At 61.2% G+C, this 14,499-nt stretch carries 16 protein-coding genes; 6 read left to right on the forward strand and 10 right to left on the reverse strand.

What is annotated here, in order from left to right; genetic code table 11:
* Positions 1-8: 8 nt before the first annotated feature.
* Positions 9-443, forward strand: a complete 435-nt coding sequence (locus GPL81_RS13970) for a rhodanese-like domain-containing protein (RefSeq protein WP_160107202.1) — start codon at positions 9-11, stop codon at positions 441-443.
* 99 nt (positions 444-542) lie between these two features.
* On the opposite strand, the gene GPL81_RS13975 is transcribed toward GPL81_RS13970, so the two are convergent.
* The gene (locus tag GPL81_RS13975) at positions 543-1,175 is read right to left on the reverse strand and encodes a type 1 glutamine amidotransferase (protein WP_160107203.1); all 633 of its coding nucleotides are present in this window, start codon (positions 1,173-1,175) and stop codon (positions 543-545) included.
* A gap of 227 nt (positions 1,176-1,402) precedes the next feature.
* Between GPL81_RS13975 and GPL81_RS13980 the strand changes: the two genes are divergently transcribed.
* The 3 genes from GPL81_RS13980 to GPL81_RS13990 all read left to right on the forward strand — a co-directional run bounded on the left by GPL81_RS13980 (position 1,403) and on the right by GPL81_RS13990 (position 4,354).
* Entirely contained in the window at positions 1,403-2,182 is a 780-nt protein-coding gene (locus GPL81_RS13980; protein ID WP_160107204.1) for an ABC transporter substrate-binding protein, read from the forward strand.
* A gap of 195 nt (positions 2,183-2,377) precedes the next feature.
* Entirely contained in the window at positions 2,378-3,490 is a 1,113-nt protein-coding gene (locus GPL81_RS13985; RefSeq protein ID WP_160107205.1) for a succinylglutamate desuccinylase/aspartoacylase family protein, read from the forward strand.
* Between the two features lie 147 nt (positions 3,491-3,637).
* Positions 3,638-4,354 (forward strand): alpha/beta hydrolase, encoded by a 717-nt coding sequence (locus GPL81_RS13990; RefSeq protein WP_121102674.1) that lies wholly within the window; start codon positions 3,638-3,640, stop codon positions 4,352-4,354.
* Between the two features lie 3 nt (positions 4,355-4,357).
* Here GPL81_RS13990 and GPL81_RS13995 read toward each other — a convergent pair whose 3' ends face one another.
* From GPL81_RS13995 to GPL81_RS14015, 5 genes are all read right to left on the reverse strand, one after another.
* A complete protein-coding gene (locus tag GPL81_RS13995; protein ID WP_160107206.1) occupies positions 4,358-4,936 on the reverse strand; it encodes a DcrB/PsbP domain-containing protein in 579 nt (192 codons plus the stop codon).
* Positions 4,937-5,056: 120 nt separating this feature from the next.
* Complete coding sequence (locus tag GPL81_RS14000; protein WP_160107207.1) at positions 5,057-5,383, reverse strand: putative quinol monooxygenase; 327 nt, start codon at positions 5,381-5,383, stop codon at positions 5,057-5,059.
* Positions 5,384-5,411: 28 nt separating this feature from the next.
* Entirely contained in the window at positions 5,412-6,086 is a 675-nt protein-coding gene (locus GPL81_RS14005) for a glutathione S-transferase family protein (protein WP_160107208.1), read from the reverse strand.
* Positions 6,087-6,169: 83 nt separating this feature from the next.
* On the reverse strand, positions 6,170-7,087 hold the full coding sequence (gene yddG, locus GPL81_RS14010; RefSeq protein WP_160107209.1) for an aromatic amino acid exporter YddG: 918 nt from the start codon (positions 7,085-7,087) through the stop codon (positions 6,170-6,172).
* A 56-nt stretch (positions 7,088-7,143) separates the two neighbouring features.
* Positions 7,144-7,941 (reverse strand): hypothetical protein, encoded by a 798-nt coding sequence (locus GPL81_RS14015; RefSeq protein WP_160107210.1) that lies wholly within the window; start codon positions 7,939-7,941, stop codon positions 7,144-7,146.
* A 250-nt stretch (positions 7,942-8,191) separates the two neighbouring features.
* Between GPL81_RS14015 and GPL81_RS14020 the strand changes: the two genes are divergently transcribed.
* The gene (locus GPL81_RS14020; RefSeq protein WP_160107211.1) at positions 8,192-9,511 is read left to right on the forward strand and encodes an Nramp family divalent metal transporter; all 1,320 of its coding nucleotides are present in this window, start codon (positions 8,192-8,194) and stop codon (positions 9,509-9,511) included.
* Positions 9,512-9,730: 219 nt separating this feature from the next.
* Here GPL81_RS14020 and GPL81_RS14025 read toward each other — a convergent pair whose 3' ends face one another.
* The 3 genes from GPL81_RS14025 to GPL81_RS14035 are packed head-to-tail and all read right to left on the reverse strand — an operon-like array spanning position 9,731 to position 12,324.
* Positions 9,731-10,912 carry an acetyl-CoA C-acetyltransferase gene (locus GPL81_RS14025; RefSeq protein WP_160107212.1) on the reverse strand — a complete coding sequence of 394 codons (1,182 nt, stop codon included), beginning with the start codon at positions 10,910-10,912 and terminating at the stop codon, positions 9,731-9,733.
* Between the two features lie 11 nt (positions 10,913-10,923).
* Positions 10,924-11,589, reverse strand: coding sequence for a CoA transferase subunit B (locus GPL81_RS14030; protein ID WP_160107213.1), 666 nt, complete (start codon positions 11,587-11,589; stop codon positions 10,924-10,926).
* Between the two features lie 36 nt (positions 11,590-11,625).
* Positions 11,626-12,324, reverse strand: coding sequence for a CoA transferase subunit A (locus GPL81_RS14035; protein WP_007975747.1), 699 nt, complete (start codon positions 12,322-12,324; stop codon positions 11,626-11,628).
* Positions 12,325-12,600: 276 nt separating this feature from the next.
* On the opposite strand from GPL81_RS14035, the gene GPL81_RS14040 reads away from it, so the two are divergent.
* Positions 12,601-13,503, forward strand: coding sequence for a LysR family transcriptional regulator (locus tag GPL81_RS14040; RefSeq protein WP_160107214.1), 903 nt, complete (start codon positions 12,601-12,603; stop codon positions 13,501-13,503).
* A gap of 127 nt (positions 13,504-13,630) precedes the next feature.
* Here GPL81_RS14040 and GPL81_RS14045 read toward each other — a convergent pair whose 3' ends face one another.
* On the reverse strand, positions 13,631-14,473 hold the full coding sequence (locus GPL81_RS14045; RefSeq protein ID WP_160107215.1) for an NAD-dependent protein deacetylase: 843 nt from the start codon (positions 14,471-14,473) through the stop codon (positions 13,631-13,633).
* Positions 14,474-14,499 lie beyond the last annotated feature (26 nt).

Genomic DNA, 14,499 nt, shown 5'->3' on the forward strand with positions numbered 1-14,499 from the left:
TACTGCCCATGACCAGCCTGGTTCGCGAAATTCCCGCCGCCCCGTCGGCCATCGCCCTGATGCACTTCAGCAACCGCCTGACGTTCGAAACCGATTGTTCCGACGTTCACGGCAGCCAGCAGACCGGTGAAATCGATTTCGTCCTGGTGGACGTGCGTGGCCCATTGGCGTTCGAGCGCGGGCATGTACCGGGCGCGATCAATATTCCGGGGCGGTTACTCACGGCTGAAGGTCTGGCGGCCTACCCGAAAACCAACCTGTTCGTGGTCTATTGCGCGGGCCCGCACTGCAACGGCGCAAACAAGGCGGCGGTGAAACTGGCGGCGCTGGGTTACCCGGTAAAGGAGATGATCGGTGGGGTGACCGGGTGGCTGGATGAGGGGTTTGAGTTGAGTGTTGCGGTGCAACGGCCGGCCGATACCGTTGTCAGTTGTGAATGCTGAAATCACTCATGTAGGAGCCGGCTTGCTGGCGAAGACGGCAGTCCAGTCGACAATGCAGCGTCTGATACGCAGCCATCGCCAGCAAGCCGGCTCCTACATTTAAACCGCGCTCCACCACGCATCCAGCGTCGCCTGCAACCAGTCAAAAACGGCGGCATGGGCGGCGCTGTCCTGCGGGTCTCGAGGCAACGGCGACTCCTCGGCAAAATGCCGGTTCAGCACCGCCACCGACTCGGCATTCCACTCTGGATGAAACTGCAAGCCCATCCGGGTCGGCCCGACGCGGTACATCTGTTGCGCACACTGTTCGCTGCTGGCCAGCAATTGCGCATTCGGCGGCAGGTCAATGGCGTCTTCGTGCCATTCCAGCACGCTCAAACGCTGACCGTCGCTGAAGTTAACGGTGGTCCATCCGGTTTCGTTGCGTTCCATGCGCCGCACATTGCCACCCAGGGCCAGGGCTAGCAACTGCGCCCCCAGGCAGATGGCGAACACGGGGGCATCCTGTTTCAGGCTGCCGGCCAGCCATTGGCGTTCGGCTTCGAGCCATGCCGGTCCGGCGTTGGATTCATAGGGGCCACCCAGCAGAATCGCCGGTGCCGAGCTCACCGCTGGCAACTGATCGAGGTCAGCGCGAAAGACGTTCAGTGTCACCCCTCGGGAGGTGGCCCACTCAGCGATGGCGCCCGGGCCCTCGGCGGGGTGGTGCTGGATCAGATTCAACTCGGACATCACGCTTCTCTTGAATGGGCGGTCTGGCGGTCAATGTGCCGTAAAAAAGGGCTCGTCGCCAGCAAGACTCTTCAGTCGGACCGCTGCCGAAATCTTGTGCCACCGCCCAAGCCGCTCTAGACTGCCGGCCACTTCGGTCTTGCCCGCCACAAGCGAACGACCGAAAGCTGCCTATCGAAGCTGTCTATATAAGATGCTCATAAAGCCTCCGCACACAGGAGTTATAAATGAAGAAGCTAGTGATGTTCGGTGCCCTGGCACTGTCGATGTTGTCCCTGACCGCTGTGGCCGAAGACGCCAAGCCGATCCGCATCGGTATCGAAGCCGGTTACCCGCCATTCTCGATGAAAACCCCTGATGGCAAACTCACCGGTTTCGACGTCGATATCGGCGACGCGCTGTGCGAGCAGATGAAAGTGAAGTGCACGTGGGTCGAGCAAGAATTCGACGGCCTGATCCCGGCACTGAAGGTCAAGAAAATCGACGCCATCCTGTCGTCCATGACCATCACCGACGACCGCAAGAAGAACGTCGATTTCACCATCAAGTACTACCACACCCCGGCGCGCTTCGTGATGAAGGAAGGCACCGACATCAAGGACCCGCTGACCGAGCTCAAGGGTAAGAAGGTCGGTGTGCTGCGCGCCAGTACTCATGACCGCTTCGCCACCGAAGTGCTGGTGCCGGCCGGTATCGAGCTGGTGCGTTACGGCTCCCAGCAGGAAGCCAACCTGGACATGGTCTCCGGTCGCGTCGATGCGCTGCTGGCCGACTCGGTCAACCTCGACGACGGTTTCCTGAAGACTGACGCGGGTAAAGGCTTCGCTTTCGTTGGCCCTGAGTACAACGATCCGAAATACTTCGGCGGTGGTGCCGGTATCGCTGTGCGCAAGGGCGATACCGTCCTGGCCGAGCAATTCAACAAGGCCATCACCGAAATTCGTGCCAACGGCAAGTACAAGCAAGTGCAGGACAAGTACTTCAAGTTTGACGTTTACGGCGAGTAATCGAGCTGTTTAAAAAAATGGCAGCCGTTGACGCGGCTGCCATTTTTTTATGCTCATAATTGATCCCGCCCAACACAATTCTCAACGGTAGGAGCTGGCTTGCCAGCGAAAGCGGTCTGACAGTCACACACTTTGTTGAATGTGCCGACGTCTTCGCTGGCGAGCCAGCTCCTACAAGTTCTGCAGGAGCTCCCTATGCAACGCATCGACCATCCACTGCCCTGGAGCCACCTCGGAACCGAACGCACCCTCAGCGTGTTCCGTTATGGCAACGGCACTCGCAAGGTCTACATCCAGGCCAGCCTGCACGCCGATGAACTGCCGGGCATGCGCACGGCCTGGGAACTGAAGAAGCGCTTGACCGAGCTGGAAAGTCAGGGCCGGTTGCAGGGTGTGATCGAACTGGTGCCGGTGGCCAACCCCATCGGTCTCGATCAGCACTTGCAAGGCAGCCACATGGGCCGCTTCGAACTGGGCAGTGGCAAGAACTTCAACCGCGCGTTCGTCGAACTCAGTGCCCCGGTGGCAGCGTTGATCGGTGATCGCCTGGGCAGCGACGCGCAGGCCAATATCGCGCTGATCCGCCAGACCATGGGCCAGGTGCTCGATGGCTTGCCGGCTCCGGCTTCGCAACTGGAAGCGATGCATCGCTTGTTGTTGCGCCACGCCTGTGATGCCGATATCACCCTCGATCTGCATTGCGACTTCGATGCGGCCATCCACATTTACGCATTACCGCAGCACTGGCCGAAGTGGCAATCCCTGGCGGCGCGCTTGAAGGCCGGCGTCGCGTTGCTGTGTGAAGATTCCGGTGGCAGCTCTTTCGACGAGTCTTGTTCCTCGCCATGGTTGCGCCTGGCGAGAGCGTTCCCCGACGCGGCGATTCCACCGGCCAACCTGGCGACAACCCTGGAGTTGGGCAGCATGGGCGATACCCGTGTGGACCAGGCGCAAGCCAATTGCGAGGCGATTCTAGGCTTTCTCGCCGAGCAGGGTTTCATCAATGGCACCTGGCCAGCGGCGCCGGGTGATTGCTGTGAAGGCATGCCGTTCGAAGGCACCGAATACCTGTTCGCGCCACATCACGGGGTGGTCAGTTTCCTGCGCGAGGCCGGTGAGTGGGTGGAGAAGGGCGATGCCCTGTTCGAAGTGGTTGACCCGCTGAACGACAAGGTCACCACCGTGCGTGCCGGGACCAGCGGTGTGCTGTTTGCCATTGATCGCGGGCGCTATACGCAACCGGGGACCTGGCAGGCGAAGGTGGCGGGACGTGAGCCGATTCGGGTGGGTAAGCTGATCAACGACTGATCCGATTCATCTGTAGGAGGTGGCTTGCCAGCGATGAGGTCCTTAAGGGCGCTATCGCTGGCAAGCCAGCTCCCACAGAAGTGCCTGTGATGATGGGAAGAAATGTTAGGCTTTGCCCCGAATCCTGCGCACTGTGAAGGAAGGCTTATGTTGAAGTTTCTCGCTCTGCTCACGCTGCTGGCATCGGCCGCTGTCCACGCTCAAACCCCGCTGCAAACCGACCTGCCGCTCAAGTATCTGGAGCAGGCCAACCTCGATTCCCGCGATCAGCCCCTGGTGATTTTCCTTCACGGCTACGGCAGTAACGAGCAGGATCTGTTCGGCATCAAGGATGAGTTGCCCGCGCAATACACGTACCTGTCGGTCCGCGCGCCGATGGTGATGGAAGAGGGCAGTTACCAGTGGTTTCGCAAAAAGGGCGAAGGTGCCTACAACGGCGAGACCGATGATCTGAAGACCAGCGGCCAGTTGCTGCTGGATTTCGTCGCGCAGGCGGCGAAGAAATATCACACCGAACCGGCCAGGGTGTTTCTGGTGGGATTCAGCCAGGGTGCGATCATGTCCTATGAAGTCGCCCTGCGGCACCCCGAGGCGGTAGGCGGGATCGCCGCATTGAGCGGGCGGATTCTGCCGGTGTTGCGATCCGAGCTGAAACCGGATGAAAAACGCCAATCGCTGGCGATATTCATCGGTCATGGCACGGCGGACAAGCGTCTGCCGTACAGCGACGGCACCGAGGCCAACAGCCTGTTGCAGAGCGTGTCACTCGAACCCGAATTTCACGCCTACCAGGGTGTCGGCCATAACATCAGTGCCGAAGAAATGCAGGACCTGAGCGCCTGGCTACAACGCCTCAATCCCTGAGGTTTATTTGCCGCTGACGATCTGCTTGATCAGCGTCTCGTGGGCCGCCATGTCGCCGGGGCGGGAAATGACCTGAATCACAGTCATGCGTCCGCCGGACGCCGCCATCAGCGTGGTATTGAGGGTCATGCCACCACCCTGGGTCGCGGTGCTGTCGACCTGACGCACGCCCAGCCCGGTAGTTTTCAGGGTCAGGCTTTTTTCGCTGAGCTTGTTGTAGTCCGGCAGGGCCTTGCGTTGCGCCGCGTCGAAGTCGGCGGCGGTGCCATCGAGAAACGCACCGTCGTTATCCTTGACCTGGGTCCCTTCCGGCAGGCTGTTTTCAGCCGCGATGATCACGGTCTTGGTGGTTTCGTTGGCGTACATGGTGCCGCTCGCGCCGGTGGGGCTGGTCGGCAGCGGGTTGGCGACAAAGCCTTTGGGCAAGGTGAAAGTGAATTTGCCGCCGAGCATCGAGACCTTCTGGGTCGATGCCGTCTCCTTGGTCGGGGCCGTGGCCTTGGCGGCCTGCGCATTCAAAGCCCCCAAAGTGGCAACCGCCGCCAGCAGCAGGACAACGGCTTTTTTACTCAACAGTGACATCAGTGAATCTCCAGGGATGGTCGCGCGGTGGGGGGGCGCGATCATCCCATGGAGGTTGTGGCAGGTTCCAGTGTGGGCTAACGGACGGTCGCCCCGGTAAAGTCAAACAATGCAATACGCTTAGGCTTCGCGCCGCACCGGATAGCTCTCGATCACCTCCAGAAACTCGATCCGCCGCTCGCTGGCCAGCAACTGCGGCAGCAACCGCTCGTATTCCTGGCGATACGGCTTGCTCAAGTGACGAGCGATGAAGTCTTCCTTGCTGCAGTTCCAGGTTTCGTAGAGCACCAGGGTGTTCGGGTCGTCTTGAAGTTGGTGCACCCAGGTGTTGACGAAGTCCGGCTCGGCCGACATCTGGTGCACGACGTCCAGCAGGCGTTCTCTGGTTTCGGCGAAGCGTTCCGGTCTGGACGGCAGGTAAACGATAAACGCGACTTGATCACTCATTTCATCACCTTCGACGGTCGGGAATGGCTTACTGCGCCTGGTTTTGCGGGAACAGGTTGCGGCGGGTTTCTTCGTCGAATTCCGCCTTCAGCACCAGTTTCTCCTTAAGGCCGAGCGCGCGTTGGGCGGCCGGGCGGGCGCTGATTTCATCGAACAGGCGCTTGACGTTCGGGTAGGCCGCCAGCCCGGTTTCACCGAAGATATAGGGCGCGTAGTTGGCCCAGCCCCAGAGCGCCATGTCGGCGATGCTGTAGCTGTCACCCGCCAGATACTGATGCTCGGCCAGGCGCTGATCGAGCACGCGATAGTGGCGCTCGACTTCCTTGAGATAACGATTTTTCGCATAAGGCAGGTCTTCCGGCGCGTGGTGCAGGAAGTGTACGGCCTGGCCGGAGAACGGTGACAGGCCGGTGGCGATGAACATCAGCCACGACAGCAGTTCGGCATTGCCGGCAGCGCTGGTCGGCAGGAAGCGTTGATGCTTTTGCGCCAGGTGCAACAGGATCGCCTGGGAGTCGAAGACCGTGGCATCGCCATCGACCAGCGCAGGCACTTTGGCGTTCGGGTTGATTGCCAGAAAGGCTGGCAGGTGTTGTTCGCCCTTGAAGGTATCGACGCCGATCAGCTCATAGGGCGTTTGCAATTCTTCGAGCAACAGGGCGACTTTCATCGGGTTCGGCGAAGGGTGGAAAAAGAATTTCATGGTGTAGGCCTCAGTCAGTAGGGGTCAGGAACTGAGGCTGATGGTGGGCGAAACTTGTTCGATTGACGTACGGAATTGTTGGGCTATTCGTGCGAAACCATCGAAGGTGTTGCAGGCGCTTTGGCCGTTTCCCGTGTGGTGGCAATCACCGCACCGGCAATAATCAGCAGCGCGGGAATCATCAGGACCGGGCTGGCATGGCTGCGCCCGACGACGATCAGCAGCAGGGTGGAAATCAGCGGCGCCAGGTAGGACAACGCGCCCAGAGTGGCGAGGCTGCCGTGTTTGGTGGCGTGGTCCCAGGCAAAAAACGCCAGCCCCGCCGGGCCCAGCCCGAGCACGACAATCGCGGTCCACTGACTCGCCTCGGGCCGTACAGTGGTTTCGAAGGCCAGATGACAGATCAGTCCGCCCACGGCAGACATACCGCAGATACCCCCGATGATGCTGCTCGGCACTTCCTTGAACCGACGGTTGAACACCGAATATCCGGCCCAGATCAGGGCACAGCCAAACGCTGCGAGGTAGCCGGGGATCGGCATGGCGCCGCCGGTGCCTGAGTCGCGTTGCTGCATGATGAATGCCGTGCCTGCCAGGCCCAGCAGGGCGCCCAGCACTTGGCGCTTGTGCAGCTTCTCTGCGGCGGCGCAGGTCGAAAGCAGCACCAGCAACAGCGGCCACAGGTAGTTGATCAGGCTGGCTTCGGCCGCTGGCGCGGCCTTGAGGGCGAAAAAATACAACGCGTGGTAAACGAAGATGCCGACAAACCCCGTGGCCCATACCGCCCAGGGTTGGCGCCAGCTGTTGAATCCGCTGATGCCGTTTCGACCCAGGATGATCAGGCTGGCGATAAACGCCACGCCGAAGCTCAGGGTGAGTACTTCAAACGGGGGCAGGCCTTCGGTGAGGGTGGTCAATAACGCCAGGCAGGACCAGAGGAATATGGCGATCACACCGACCGCGGTGGCGGAGTGGGCACTACGGGCGCGAGACGTGGCCATGTCTGTTCCTTCAGTCGTGGAACGGGCGACTTCCTTGCCCGATGACCTGATGCAGCTTAGCGCTTGATCGCGGTTCGTCCAGCGTCCGCCGTCACCGCAGCGACGGGCCGCGCCAGCAGGTGTCTGGTCACGCCCAGCATCGCCACCGATACCGCCACGCCGAGGGCAAACGCGCTCATCCCCATCCATGGCAATGCCAGCGCCAATACCAGGCAGAACGCCGAGAACGAATACATGCCGGTGGCGGTCGCCCGCAGCAGGGCCGCGGTAAATGCCGGGCCACGGGTTTGATGGGAGAACACCGCCATCACACTGCCCAGCACCGGGAACACCGCGAGCAACCCGCTCCAGCGGTCGCCGACGGTGCTGGCGAGCAAGGTCACAGCCAGGGTCAGCAGGGCGCCGGCCATCATGCGCAGCAGCAGTTTGTCGGACTTCGGCGCCGGGCCTGAAACGATCGGTCGCACCGACGGGAACAGGTAGGGGGCGGCCAATAGGGCCGTTGCAGCAGCCATCACCGAAAACAGCAGCGACGACGGGATCAACGACAGCACCACGGCGACCACGGCCCATACCGACAGCGAAATCGCCAGGGCCAACGGCCAATTCGCCCGTTGGGCGACCTGGGCGTAGGTCACGCAGAAGGCGATCATCGCAAACATGGCCGACAGCGCCGCCAAGGCCGATTGCGCGGCGAACCGTTCACCCTGTTCGATGGCGAGGAAGAACAGAATCGGCCCGACGACTACCGGCAATCCCGACAACCAACCCGCCACGCTCGGCCCCCAGCGCTTGCCGGCCAGGGAAATCAACAGCAGGAATCCTGGGATTATCAGCAGTTTGAGCATCAGCACCCGTACTTCTCCATTTTTCTTTCAGGCAGCCACATTAGCAGGGCTGCCCTGTATGTACACAACTTATGTATACAAAAATACCCCTGTAGGAGCGAGCTCTGCTCGCGAAAAACGCCCGTACAACGCGTTCGTTCAGACAACCCGCGCAATCGTTGCCGTCCATCGCGAGCAAGCTCGCTCCTACAGAGGGTTTTGTGCATACGCTGAACCGTCTAATCTGGGCGCCTCACACCTGTTGACGGACCATTGCGTGAAATTCAGTTTGCCCAAAGTCGGCACCGCGCCGTTTTGCCCGCCGGAAGTGGCGGGTACCGTTGCCGTTGATCCCGGCGCGTCGTTTTTCAAACGTGTTTTGCGCTTTGCCGGCCCCGGTTTGTTGGTGTCCATTGGCTACATGGACCCGGGCAACTGGGCGACCGCGATAGAGGCCGGGTCGCGTTTTGGCTACAGCCTGCTGTTCGTTGTGCTGCTGGCGAGCCTGGCGGGGATGGTGGTGCAGTGCCTGTGTTCGCGGCTCGGCATCGCCACCGGGCGTGACCTGGCGCAGCTGTGCCGAGAGCGCTATAGCACACGAACAGCGCACACTCAGTGGGCGCTGGCGGAAATTTCGATCATCGCCACGGACCTTGCCGAAGTGCTCGGTTGCGCCTTGGCGTTTCATTTGTTGCTGGGTTGTTCGCTGACGTTCGGCATTGGCCTCACGGCGTTCGACACGTTGCTGGTGCTGGCCCTGCAGAACCGTGGCTTCCGCCGCCTGGAAGCCATCATGCTGGTGCTGGTGGGCACCATTGGCGTGTGTTTTTTTGTCGAGCTGCTGTTGATCAAGCCTTATTGGCCGGACGTTGCCCAAGGCTTCAAGCCCTCACTTTCCGCTCTTGCCGACGCCGCGCCACTGTACCTGGCCATCGGCATTCTCGGCGCGACGGTGATGCCGCATAACCTGTACCTGCACACTTCGATCGTACAAACACGGCTGATCGGCAAGGACGTGGCCAGCAAACAGGACGCGGTCAAGCTGGCGCGCATCGACACCATCGGCTCCCTGGCCCTGGCGCTGCTGGTCAACGCGGCGATCCTGATCCTTGCTGCCGCAGCGTTTCACCAGAGCGGGCATATCGATGTGGTGGACATTCAGGACGCCTATCACTTGCTCGACCCACTGGTGGGCGGGGCATTGGCCAGTGTGCTGTTCGGCGTCGCGTTGCTGGCGTCGGGACAGAGTTCGACCTTTACCGGCACCATCGCCGGCCAGGTGATCATGGAGGGCTTCCTGAATCTGCGGTTGCCGTGCTGGCAACGACGTTTGATCACCCGTGGGCTGGCATTGATCCCGGCGTTCATTGGCGTGTGGCTGATGGGCGACGATGCGGTGGGCAAGCTGTTGGTGCTGAGTCAGGTGGTGCTGAGCCTGCAGTTGCCGTTTGCGCTGTATCCGCTGATTCGCATGACCAATGATCAGACACTGATGGGACCGTTTGTGAACCGGTTGCCTACAAAGGCGTTGGCCTGGGGACTGTTTGTTGTGATCAGTGGGGCTAACGGCTGGTTGATCCTGCAACTGTTCGGGTGAGGTATGCATTTCAAACGGTAGGAGCGAGCCTGCTCGCGATGGAGGTCAACGATAACGCGGGCTGTCTGAATGCCCTCGGTGCCTGATCCTCCATCGCGAGCAGGCTCGCTCCTACAAGGGTAATGGGCAATAAAAAACCCGGTGCAACGCAAGTCGCACCGGGTGTTTTTTCAGACTGCGACGGATCTTCGTGGGTCCCCGCGCAGTCTGTTGAACGCTTTACGGCCGCTCGATAGCCAAAGCCACGCCCTGACCACCGCCGATGCACAGGGTGGCGAGGCCTTTCTTGGCGTCACGCTTGATCATTTCATGCAGCAGGGTCACCAGCACGCGGCAACCCGAGGCACCGATCGGATGGCCGAGGGCGATGGCGCCGCCGTTGACGTTGACCTTGTCCAGGTCCCATTCCAGGTCCTTGGCCACGGCCAGGGATTGCGCGGCGAACGCTTCGTTGGCCTCAATCAGCTCAAGCTGATCGATGGACCAGCCGGCCTTGTCCAGGCAGCGGCGAGTGGCCGATACCGGGCCGATGCCCATGATCGCCGGGTCCACGCCGGCGTTGGCGTAGGCCGCGATTTTTGCCAGCACTGGCAGGCCCAGGGCCTTGGCTTTTTCCGCACTCATCAGGATCACTGCGGCGGCACCGTCGTTCAGCGACGAAGCATTACCGGCGGTCACCGAACCGTCCTTCTTGAAGGCAGGTTTGAGCTTGCCCAGGGATTCGGCGGTGGTGCCGGCCCGTGGCTGCTCGTCGGTGGCGAAGGACAGCGGATCGCCCTTGCGCTGCGGGATCAGGATCGGCGTGATCTCATCGACAAAACGCCCGGCTTCGATGGCGGCCGTGGCTTTCTGTTGCGAGGCGGCGGCGAAGGCGTCCTGCTGTTCACGGCTGATGCCGTACTTCTCCACCAGGTTCTCGGCGGTGATGCCCATGTGGTAATCGTTGAACGCGTCCCACAGGCCGTCGCTGATCATGGTATCGACGATTTGCGAGTGACCCATGCGCAGGCCGGTGCGGGCACCGGGCAGGACATAATTGGCCAGGCTCATGCTTTCCTGGCCGCCGGCGATGATCACATCGGCATCGCCACAGCGAATCGCCTGGGTAGCGAGGTGCAGGGCTTTCAAGCCCGAGCCGCAGACCTTGTTCAAGGTCATGGCGGGTACGGCGAAGGGCAGGCCGGCCTTGATCGAGGCCTGGCGCGCGGGGTTTTGCCCGGCGCCGGCGGTCAACACCTGGCCCATGATCACTTCATCGACTTGCGCGGGATCCAGGCCGGTTTGCGCCAGCAACTGGCGGATCACCGCCGCGCCCAGGTCAACGGCGGAAACGTTGGCCAGGCCACCCTGGAAACTGCCGATCGCGGTGCGCGTGGCGGCAACAATGACGACTTCTTGCATGGAATGATTCCTCACTGGGCAGTGAACTGCATTTCCGGAACGTAGTCCGGCACGATCAGTTTACCGGCGGTTTTGGCGACGATCTCTTCGACGCTGACACCCGGTGCGCGTTCTTTGAGAATGAATGCGCCGTTTTCGATTTCCAGGTAGGCCAGATCGGTCAGCACGCGCTTGATGCACCCGGCGCCGGTCAGCGGCAGGCTGCATTGGGACAGCAGCTTGGACTCACCGTCCTTGGACGCGTGGGTCATGATCACGATGATGTTGTCTGCGCCGGCCACCAGGTCCATGGCACCGCCCATGCCCTTGACCAGCTTGCCGGGGATCATCCACGAGGCGATGTTGCCTTGCACATCCACTTCGAAAGCGCCCAGCACGGTCAGGTCGACATGACCGCCGCGGATCATCGCGAAGGATTCGGCCGAGGAGAAGATCGACGCACCGATGCGCGCGGTCACGGTTTGCTTGCCGGCGTTGATCATGTCGGCATCGATGGTTTCCTCGGTAGGAAACGGGCCCATGCCGAGCAAGCCGTTTTCCGATTGCAGCATGACTTCCATGCCTTCGGGGATGTAGTTGGCGACCAGGGTCGGAATGCCGATGCCCAGGTTCACGTAGTAGCCGTCCTGCATTTCGCGGGCGACGCGTTGAGCCATTTGTTCGCGGGAAAGTGCCATTGTTGTTATTCCTTCATTCGGTCCGGGGGCAGGGGATCACTTGCGTACGGTGCGCTGTTCGATGCGCTTCTCGAACGTGCCGCAGATGATCCGGTCGACGTAGATGCCAGGGGTGTGGATCTGCGCCGGGTCCAGCTCGCCGGGTTCGACGATTTCTTCGACTTCGACCACGGTGATCTTGCCGGCGGTGGCGGCCAGCGGGTTGAAGTTCTGGGCGGTGTGACGGTAGATGACGTTACCGAAATGGTCGGCTTTCCAGCCTTTGACGATGGCGAAGTCGCCGGTGATGGATTCTTCCATCAGGTACTTGCGGCCATGGAATTCACGCACTTCCTTGCCTTCGGCCACCGGAGTGCCGACGCCGGTGGCGGTGAAGAAGGCCGGGATACCGGCACCGCCGGCGCGCATTTTTTCGGCGAGGGTGCCTTGGGGGGTCAGGATGACTTCGATTTCGCCCTTGAGCAGTTGCTCTTCGAACAGCTTGTTTTCACCGACGTAGGAGGCGACCACTTTGCTGATCTGGCGGTCTGTCAGCAGCACGCCCAGGCCGAAACCGTCGACGCCACAGTTGTTGGAAACCACGGTGAGGTCGCGAGTGCCTTTGCGCTTGATCTCGGCGATCAGGTTTTCCGGGATGCCGCACAGGCCGAAGCCGCCTGCGATCACCGTCATGCCGTCTTCAAGACCTGCCAGAGCTTCCTCGTAGGAACTCACGCGCTTGTCGAAACCTGCCATATGCACCTCTTTTATTCTTTGTGGGCGGCTGGCTAGCCGTATGGGGTTGAGTGTCGCGCTGCAGAATTGATTTGTTAAGTTGTTTTTTTGGCTTGATTAATTAATTAATATCATTAAACGAAATTCCTGTAGGAGCTGGCTTGCCAGCGAAGACGTCGATGTCGTTTGGCAAACCGCTTTCGCTGGCAAGCCAGCTCCTATAAAGCTTAGCGCCGCCGCTATTACATAATAACGGCCGTTTTTATCTTGAAGCTTGCAGCTGGAGCGAAGCGACCCATGACCGTCAAGCAGATCCGCGCCTTCCTGGCCGTGGCCCAGAGCCTGAGTTTCGCCGTGGCCTGCGAGCGCCTGCACCTGTCGCAATCGGCCTTGAGCCTGACCATCAAGGCGCTGGAAGAAGGCCTGGGTGGACGGTTGTTCACCCGCAACACCCGCAACGTGGCGTTGACCGCCGAGGGCGAATCCCTGGTGCCCCTGGCGCGCCGCCTGATCGCCGACTGGGACAACGCCGAGGATGAGCTACGCCAGCGTTTCACCCTCCAGCGTGGCCGTGTGACCCTGGCAGCCATGCCATCGTTTGCCGGCAACCTGCTGCCGCCGATGCTCAAGACCTTCCGCGCCCGGTACCCGAAAGTCAATGTCACGGTCAACGATGTGATCAACGAGCAGGTGCTGGAAATGGTCCGTGACCGCCAGGTGGAACTGGGGGTGGCGTTCGAGCCGACCCAGAGTTCCTCGCTGCAATTCACACCGTTGTACATGGACCGGTTCGTGGCGGTGGTGCCCCATGACTCGCCACTGGTCGAGCTGGATGAAATTGACTGGCAGACCTTGCTCAAGGAACCGTTCATCACCTTGCAACGGCCGTCGACGGTGCGGGTGATGCTGGAAGAACACTTGCAGGCCCGAGGCATGAAGTTACCGGTAGAGTTTGAAAGCCATCAATTGGCGACCGTCGGGCGCATGGTCGCCAGCGGTTTGGGCGTCAGCGCCGTGCCCGCCTTGTGCGCCGGACAAATGCGCGAACTGGGCGCGCATTGCATCACGTTGAGCGACCCGGTGGTGGAGCGGGCTGTCGGTGTGCTGACCCTGCCCGGGGGAGAGCTGTCGGCGGCGGCGCAGGCGTTGTTTGATGTGCTCAAAGCGGAGAACTTCGGCCAACAACTATCCATGCATTGAACACAATCCCCCTGTAGGAGCGAGCCTGCTCGCGAATAACCCAAGGACACCGTTGGTCATCTGGTTTTACGCGTTATCGTTCACGACCATCGCGAGCAGGCTCGCTCCTACAGGGGGGCCGGGTTTATCAGAGCGATAGGCGCTGTGCCAACAGAGGCAACAGCTGCTCGCATGACCCCTCTATCTTCAAATCCAGCATCTCATCGGCCCGGGTCTTGCCCAGGTTGATCGCCAGCAACGGCTTGCCCTGATCGACCACCGCCCGGCACAGGCGAAATGCCGAGTACGCCATCAGCGACGACCCCACCACCAGCAACCCCGCTGCCTTTTCCACCGCCGCCATGGCTTTGGCCGCGGTTTCCCGGGCGACGTTTTCGCCGAAAAACACCACGTCCGGCTTCATCCGCGAACCCGCGCAATGGGGACAATGCGGCACCCGGAAGCGCGCTTCGAACGCGGCGTCCAGCAGGGTGTCGCCGTCCGGGGCCTGCACCGCGTCCACACCGGCCAGATAGGGGTTTTGCGCTTCCATCAGGTGCTGGATCGAGTCGCGCTCGCTGCGCTGTCCGCAGTCCAGGCACAGTACACGGTGCAGGCTGCCGTGGAGTTCGATCACGTCATGGCTGCCGGCCTGGTCATGCAAGGTGTCGACGTTCTGCGTAATCAAGCCGCTGATTCGTCGGGCACTCTGCAAGCGGGCCAGGGTGTCGTGGGCGACGTTCGGCTGCGCCTGGCGCACTCGCGGCCAGCCGAGCATCGCCCGCGCCCAATAGCGCCGCCGGGATTCGGGCGCCGAAAGAAACTCCTGATACATCATTGGCTGCCGCCCACGCCGCACGCCCTGGTTGTCGCGATAGTCCGGAATGCCCGACGGGGTGCTGATACCGGCACCGGTCAGGACCGCGAACGGCTCGTCGGCCATGAGTTGCTGGAGGCGGTCGAGCTGGTTGTGGAGCAGGTTGTCGAGCATCTTCAACACTCCGGTAGACGCTTTTA

This window comes from Pseudomonas izuensis, assembly GCF_009861505.1.
GTDB lineage: Bacteria > Pseudomonadota > Gammaproteobacteria > Pseudomonadales > Pseudomonadaceae > Aquipseudomonas > Aquipseudomonas izuensis.

Bases quoted from the DNA above. Each gene is read 5' to 3' on its own strand.
- GPL81_RS14040 (WP_160107214.1), top strand. From the start codon at position 12,601: ATGACCGTCAAGCAGATCCGCGCCTTCCTGGCCGTGGCCCAGAGCCTG.
- yddG (WP_160107209.1), bottom strand. From the start codon at position 7,087: ATGGCCACGTCTCGCGCCCGTAGTGCCCACTCCGCCACCGCGGTCGGT.
- GPL81_RS14045 (WP_160107215.1), bottom strand. From the start codon at position 14,473: ATGCTCGACAACCTGCTCCACAACCAGCTCGACCGCCTCCAGCAACTC.
- GPL81_RS13990 (WP_121102674.1), top strand. From the start codon at position 3,638: ATGTTGAAGTTTCTCGCTCTGCTCACGCTGCTGGCATCGGCCGCTGTC.
- GPL81_RS14025 (WP_160107212.1), bottom strand. From the start codon at position 10,912: ATGCAAGAAGTCGTCATTGTTGCCGCCACGCGCACCGCGATCGGCAGT.
- GPL81_RS14000 (WP_160107207.1), bottom strand. From the start codon at position 5,383: ATGAGTGATCAAGTCGCGTTTATCGTTTACCTGCCGTCCAGACCGGAA.
- GPL81_RS13995 (WP_160107206.1), bottom strand. From the start codon at position 4,936: ATGTCACTGTTGAGTAAAAAAGCCGTTGTCCTGCTGCTGGCGGCGGTT.
- GPL81_RS13980 (WP_160107204.1), top strand. From the start codon at position 1,403: ATGAAGAAGCTAGTGATGTTCGGTGCCCTGGCACTGTCGATGTTGTCC.
- GPL81_RS13975 (WP_160107203.1), bottom strand. From the start codon at position 1,175: ATGTCCGAGTTGAATCTGATCCAGCACCACCCCGCCGAGGGCCCGGGC.
- GPL81_RS14005 (WP_160107208.1), bottom strand. From the start codon at position 6,086: ATGAAATTCTTTTTCCACCCTTCGCCGAACCCGATGAAAGTCGCCCTG.
- GPL81_RS14030 (WP_160107213.1), bottom strand. From the start codon at position 11,589: ATGGCACTTTCCCGCGAACAAATGGCTCAACGCGTCGCCCGCGAAATG.
- GPL81_RS13985 (WP_160107205.1), top strand. From the start codon at position 2,378: ATGCAACGCATCGACCATCCACTGCCCTGGAGCCACCTCGGAACCGAA.
- GPL81_RS13970 (WP_160107202.1), top strand. From the start codon at position 9: ATGACCAGCCTGGTTCGCGAAATTCCCGCCGCCCCGTCGGCCATCGCC.
- GPL81_RS14035 (WP_007975747.1), bottom strand. From the start codon at position 12,324: ATGGCAGGTTTCGACAAGCGCGTGAGTTCCTACGAGGAAGCTCTGGCA.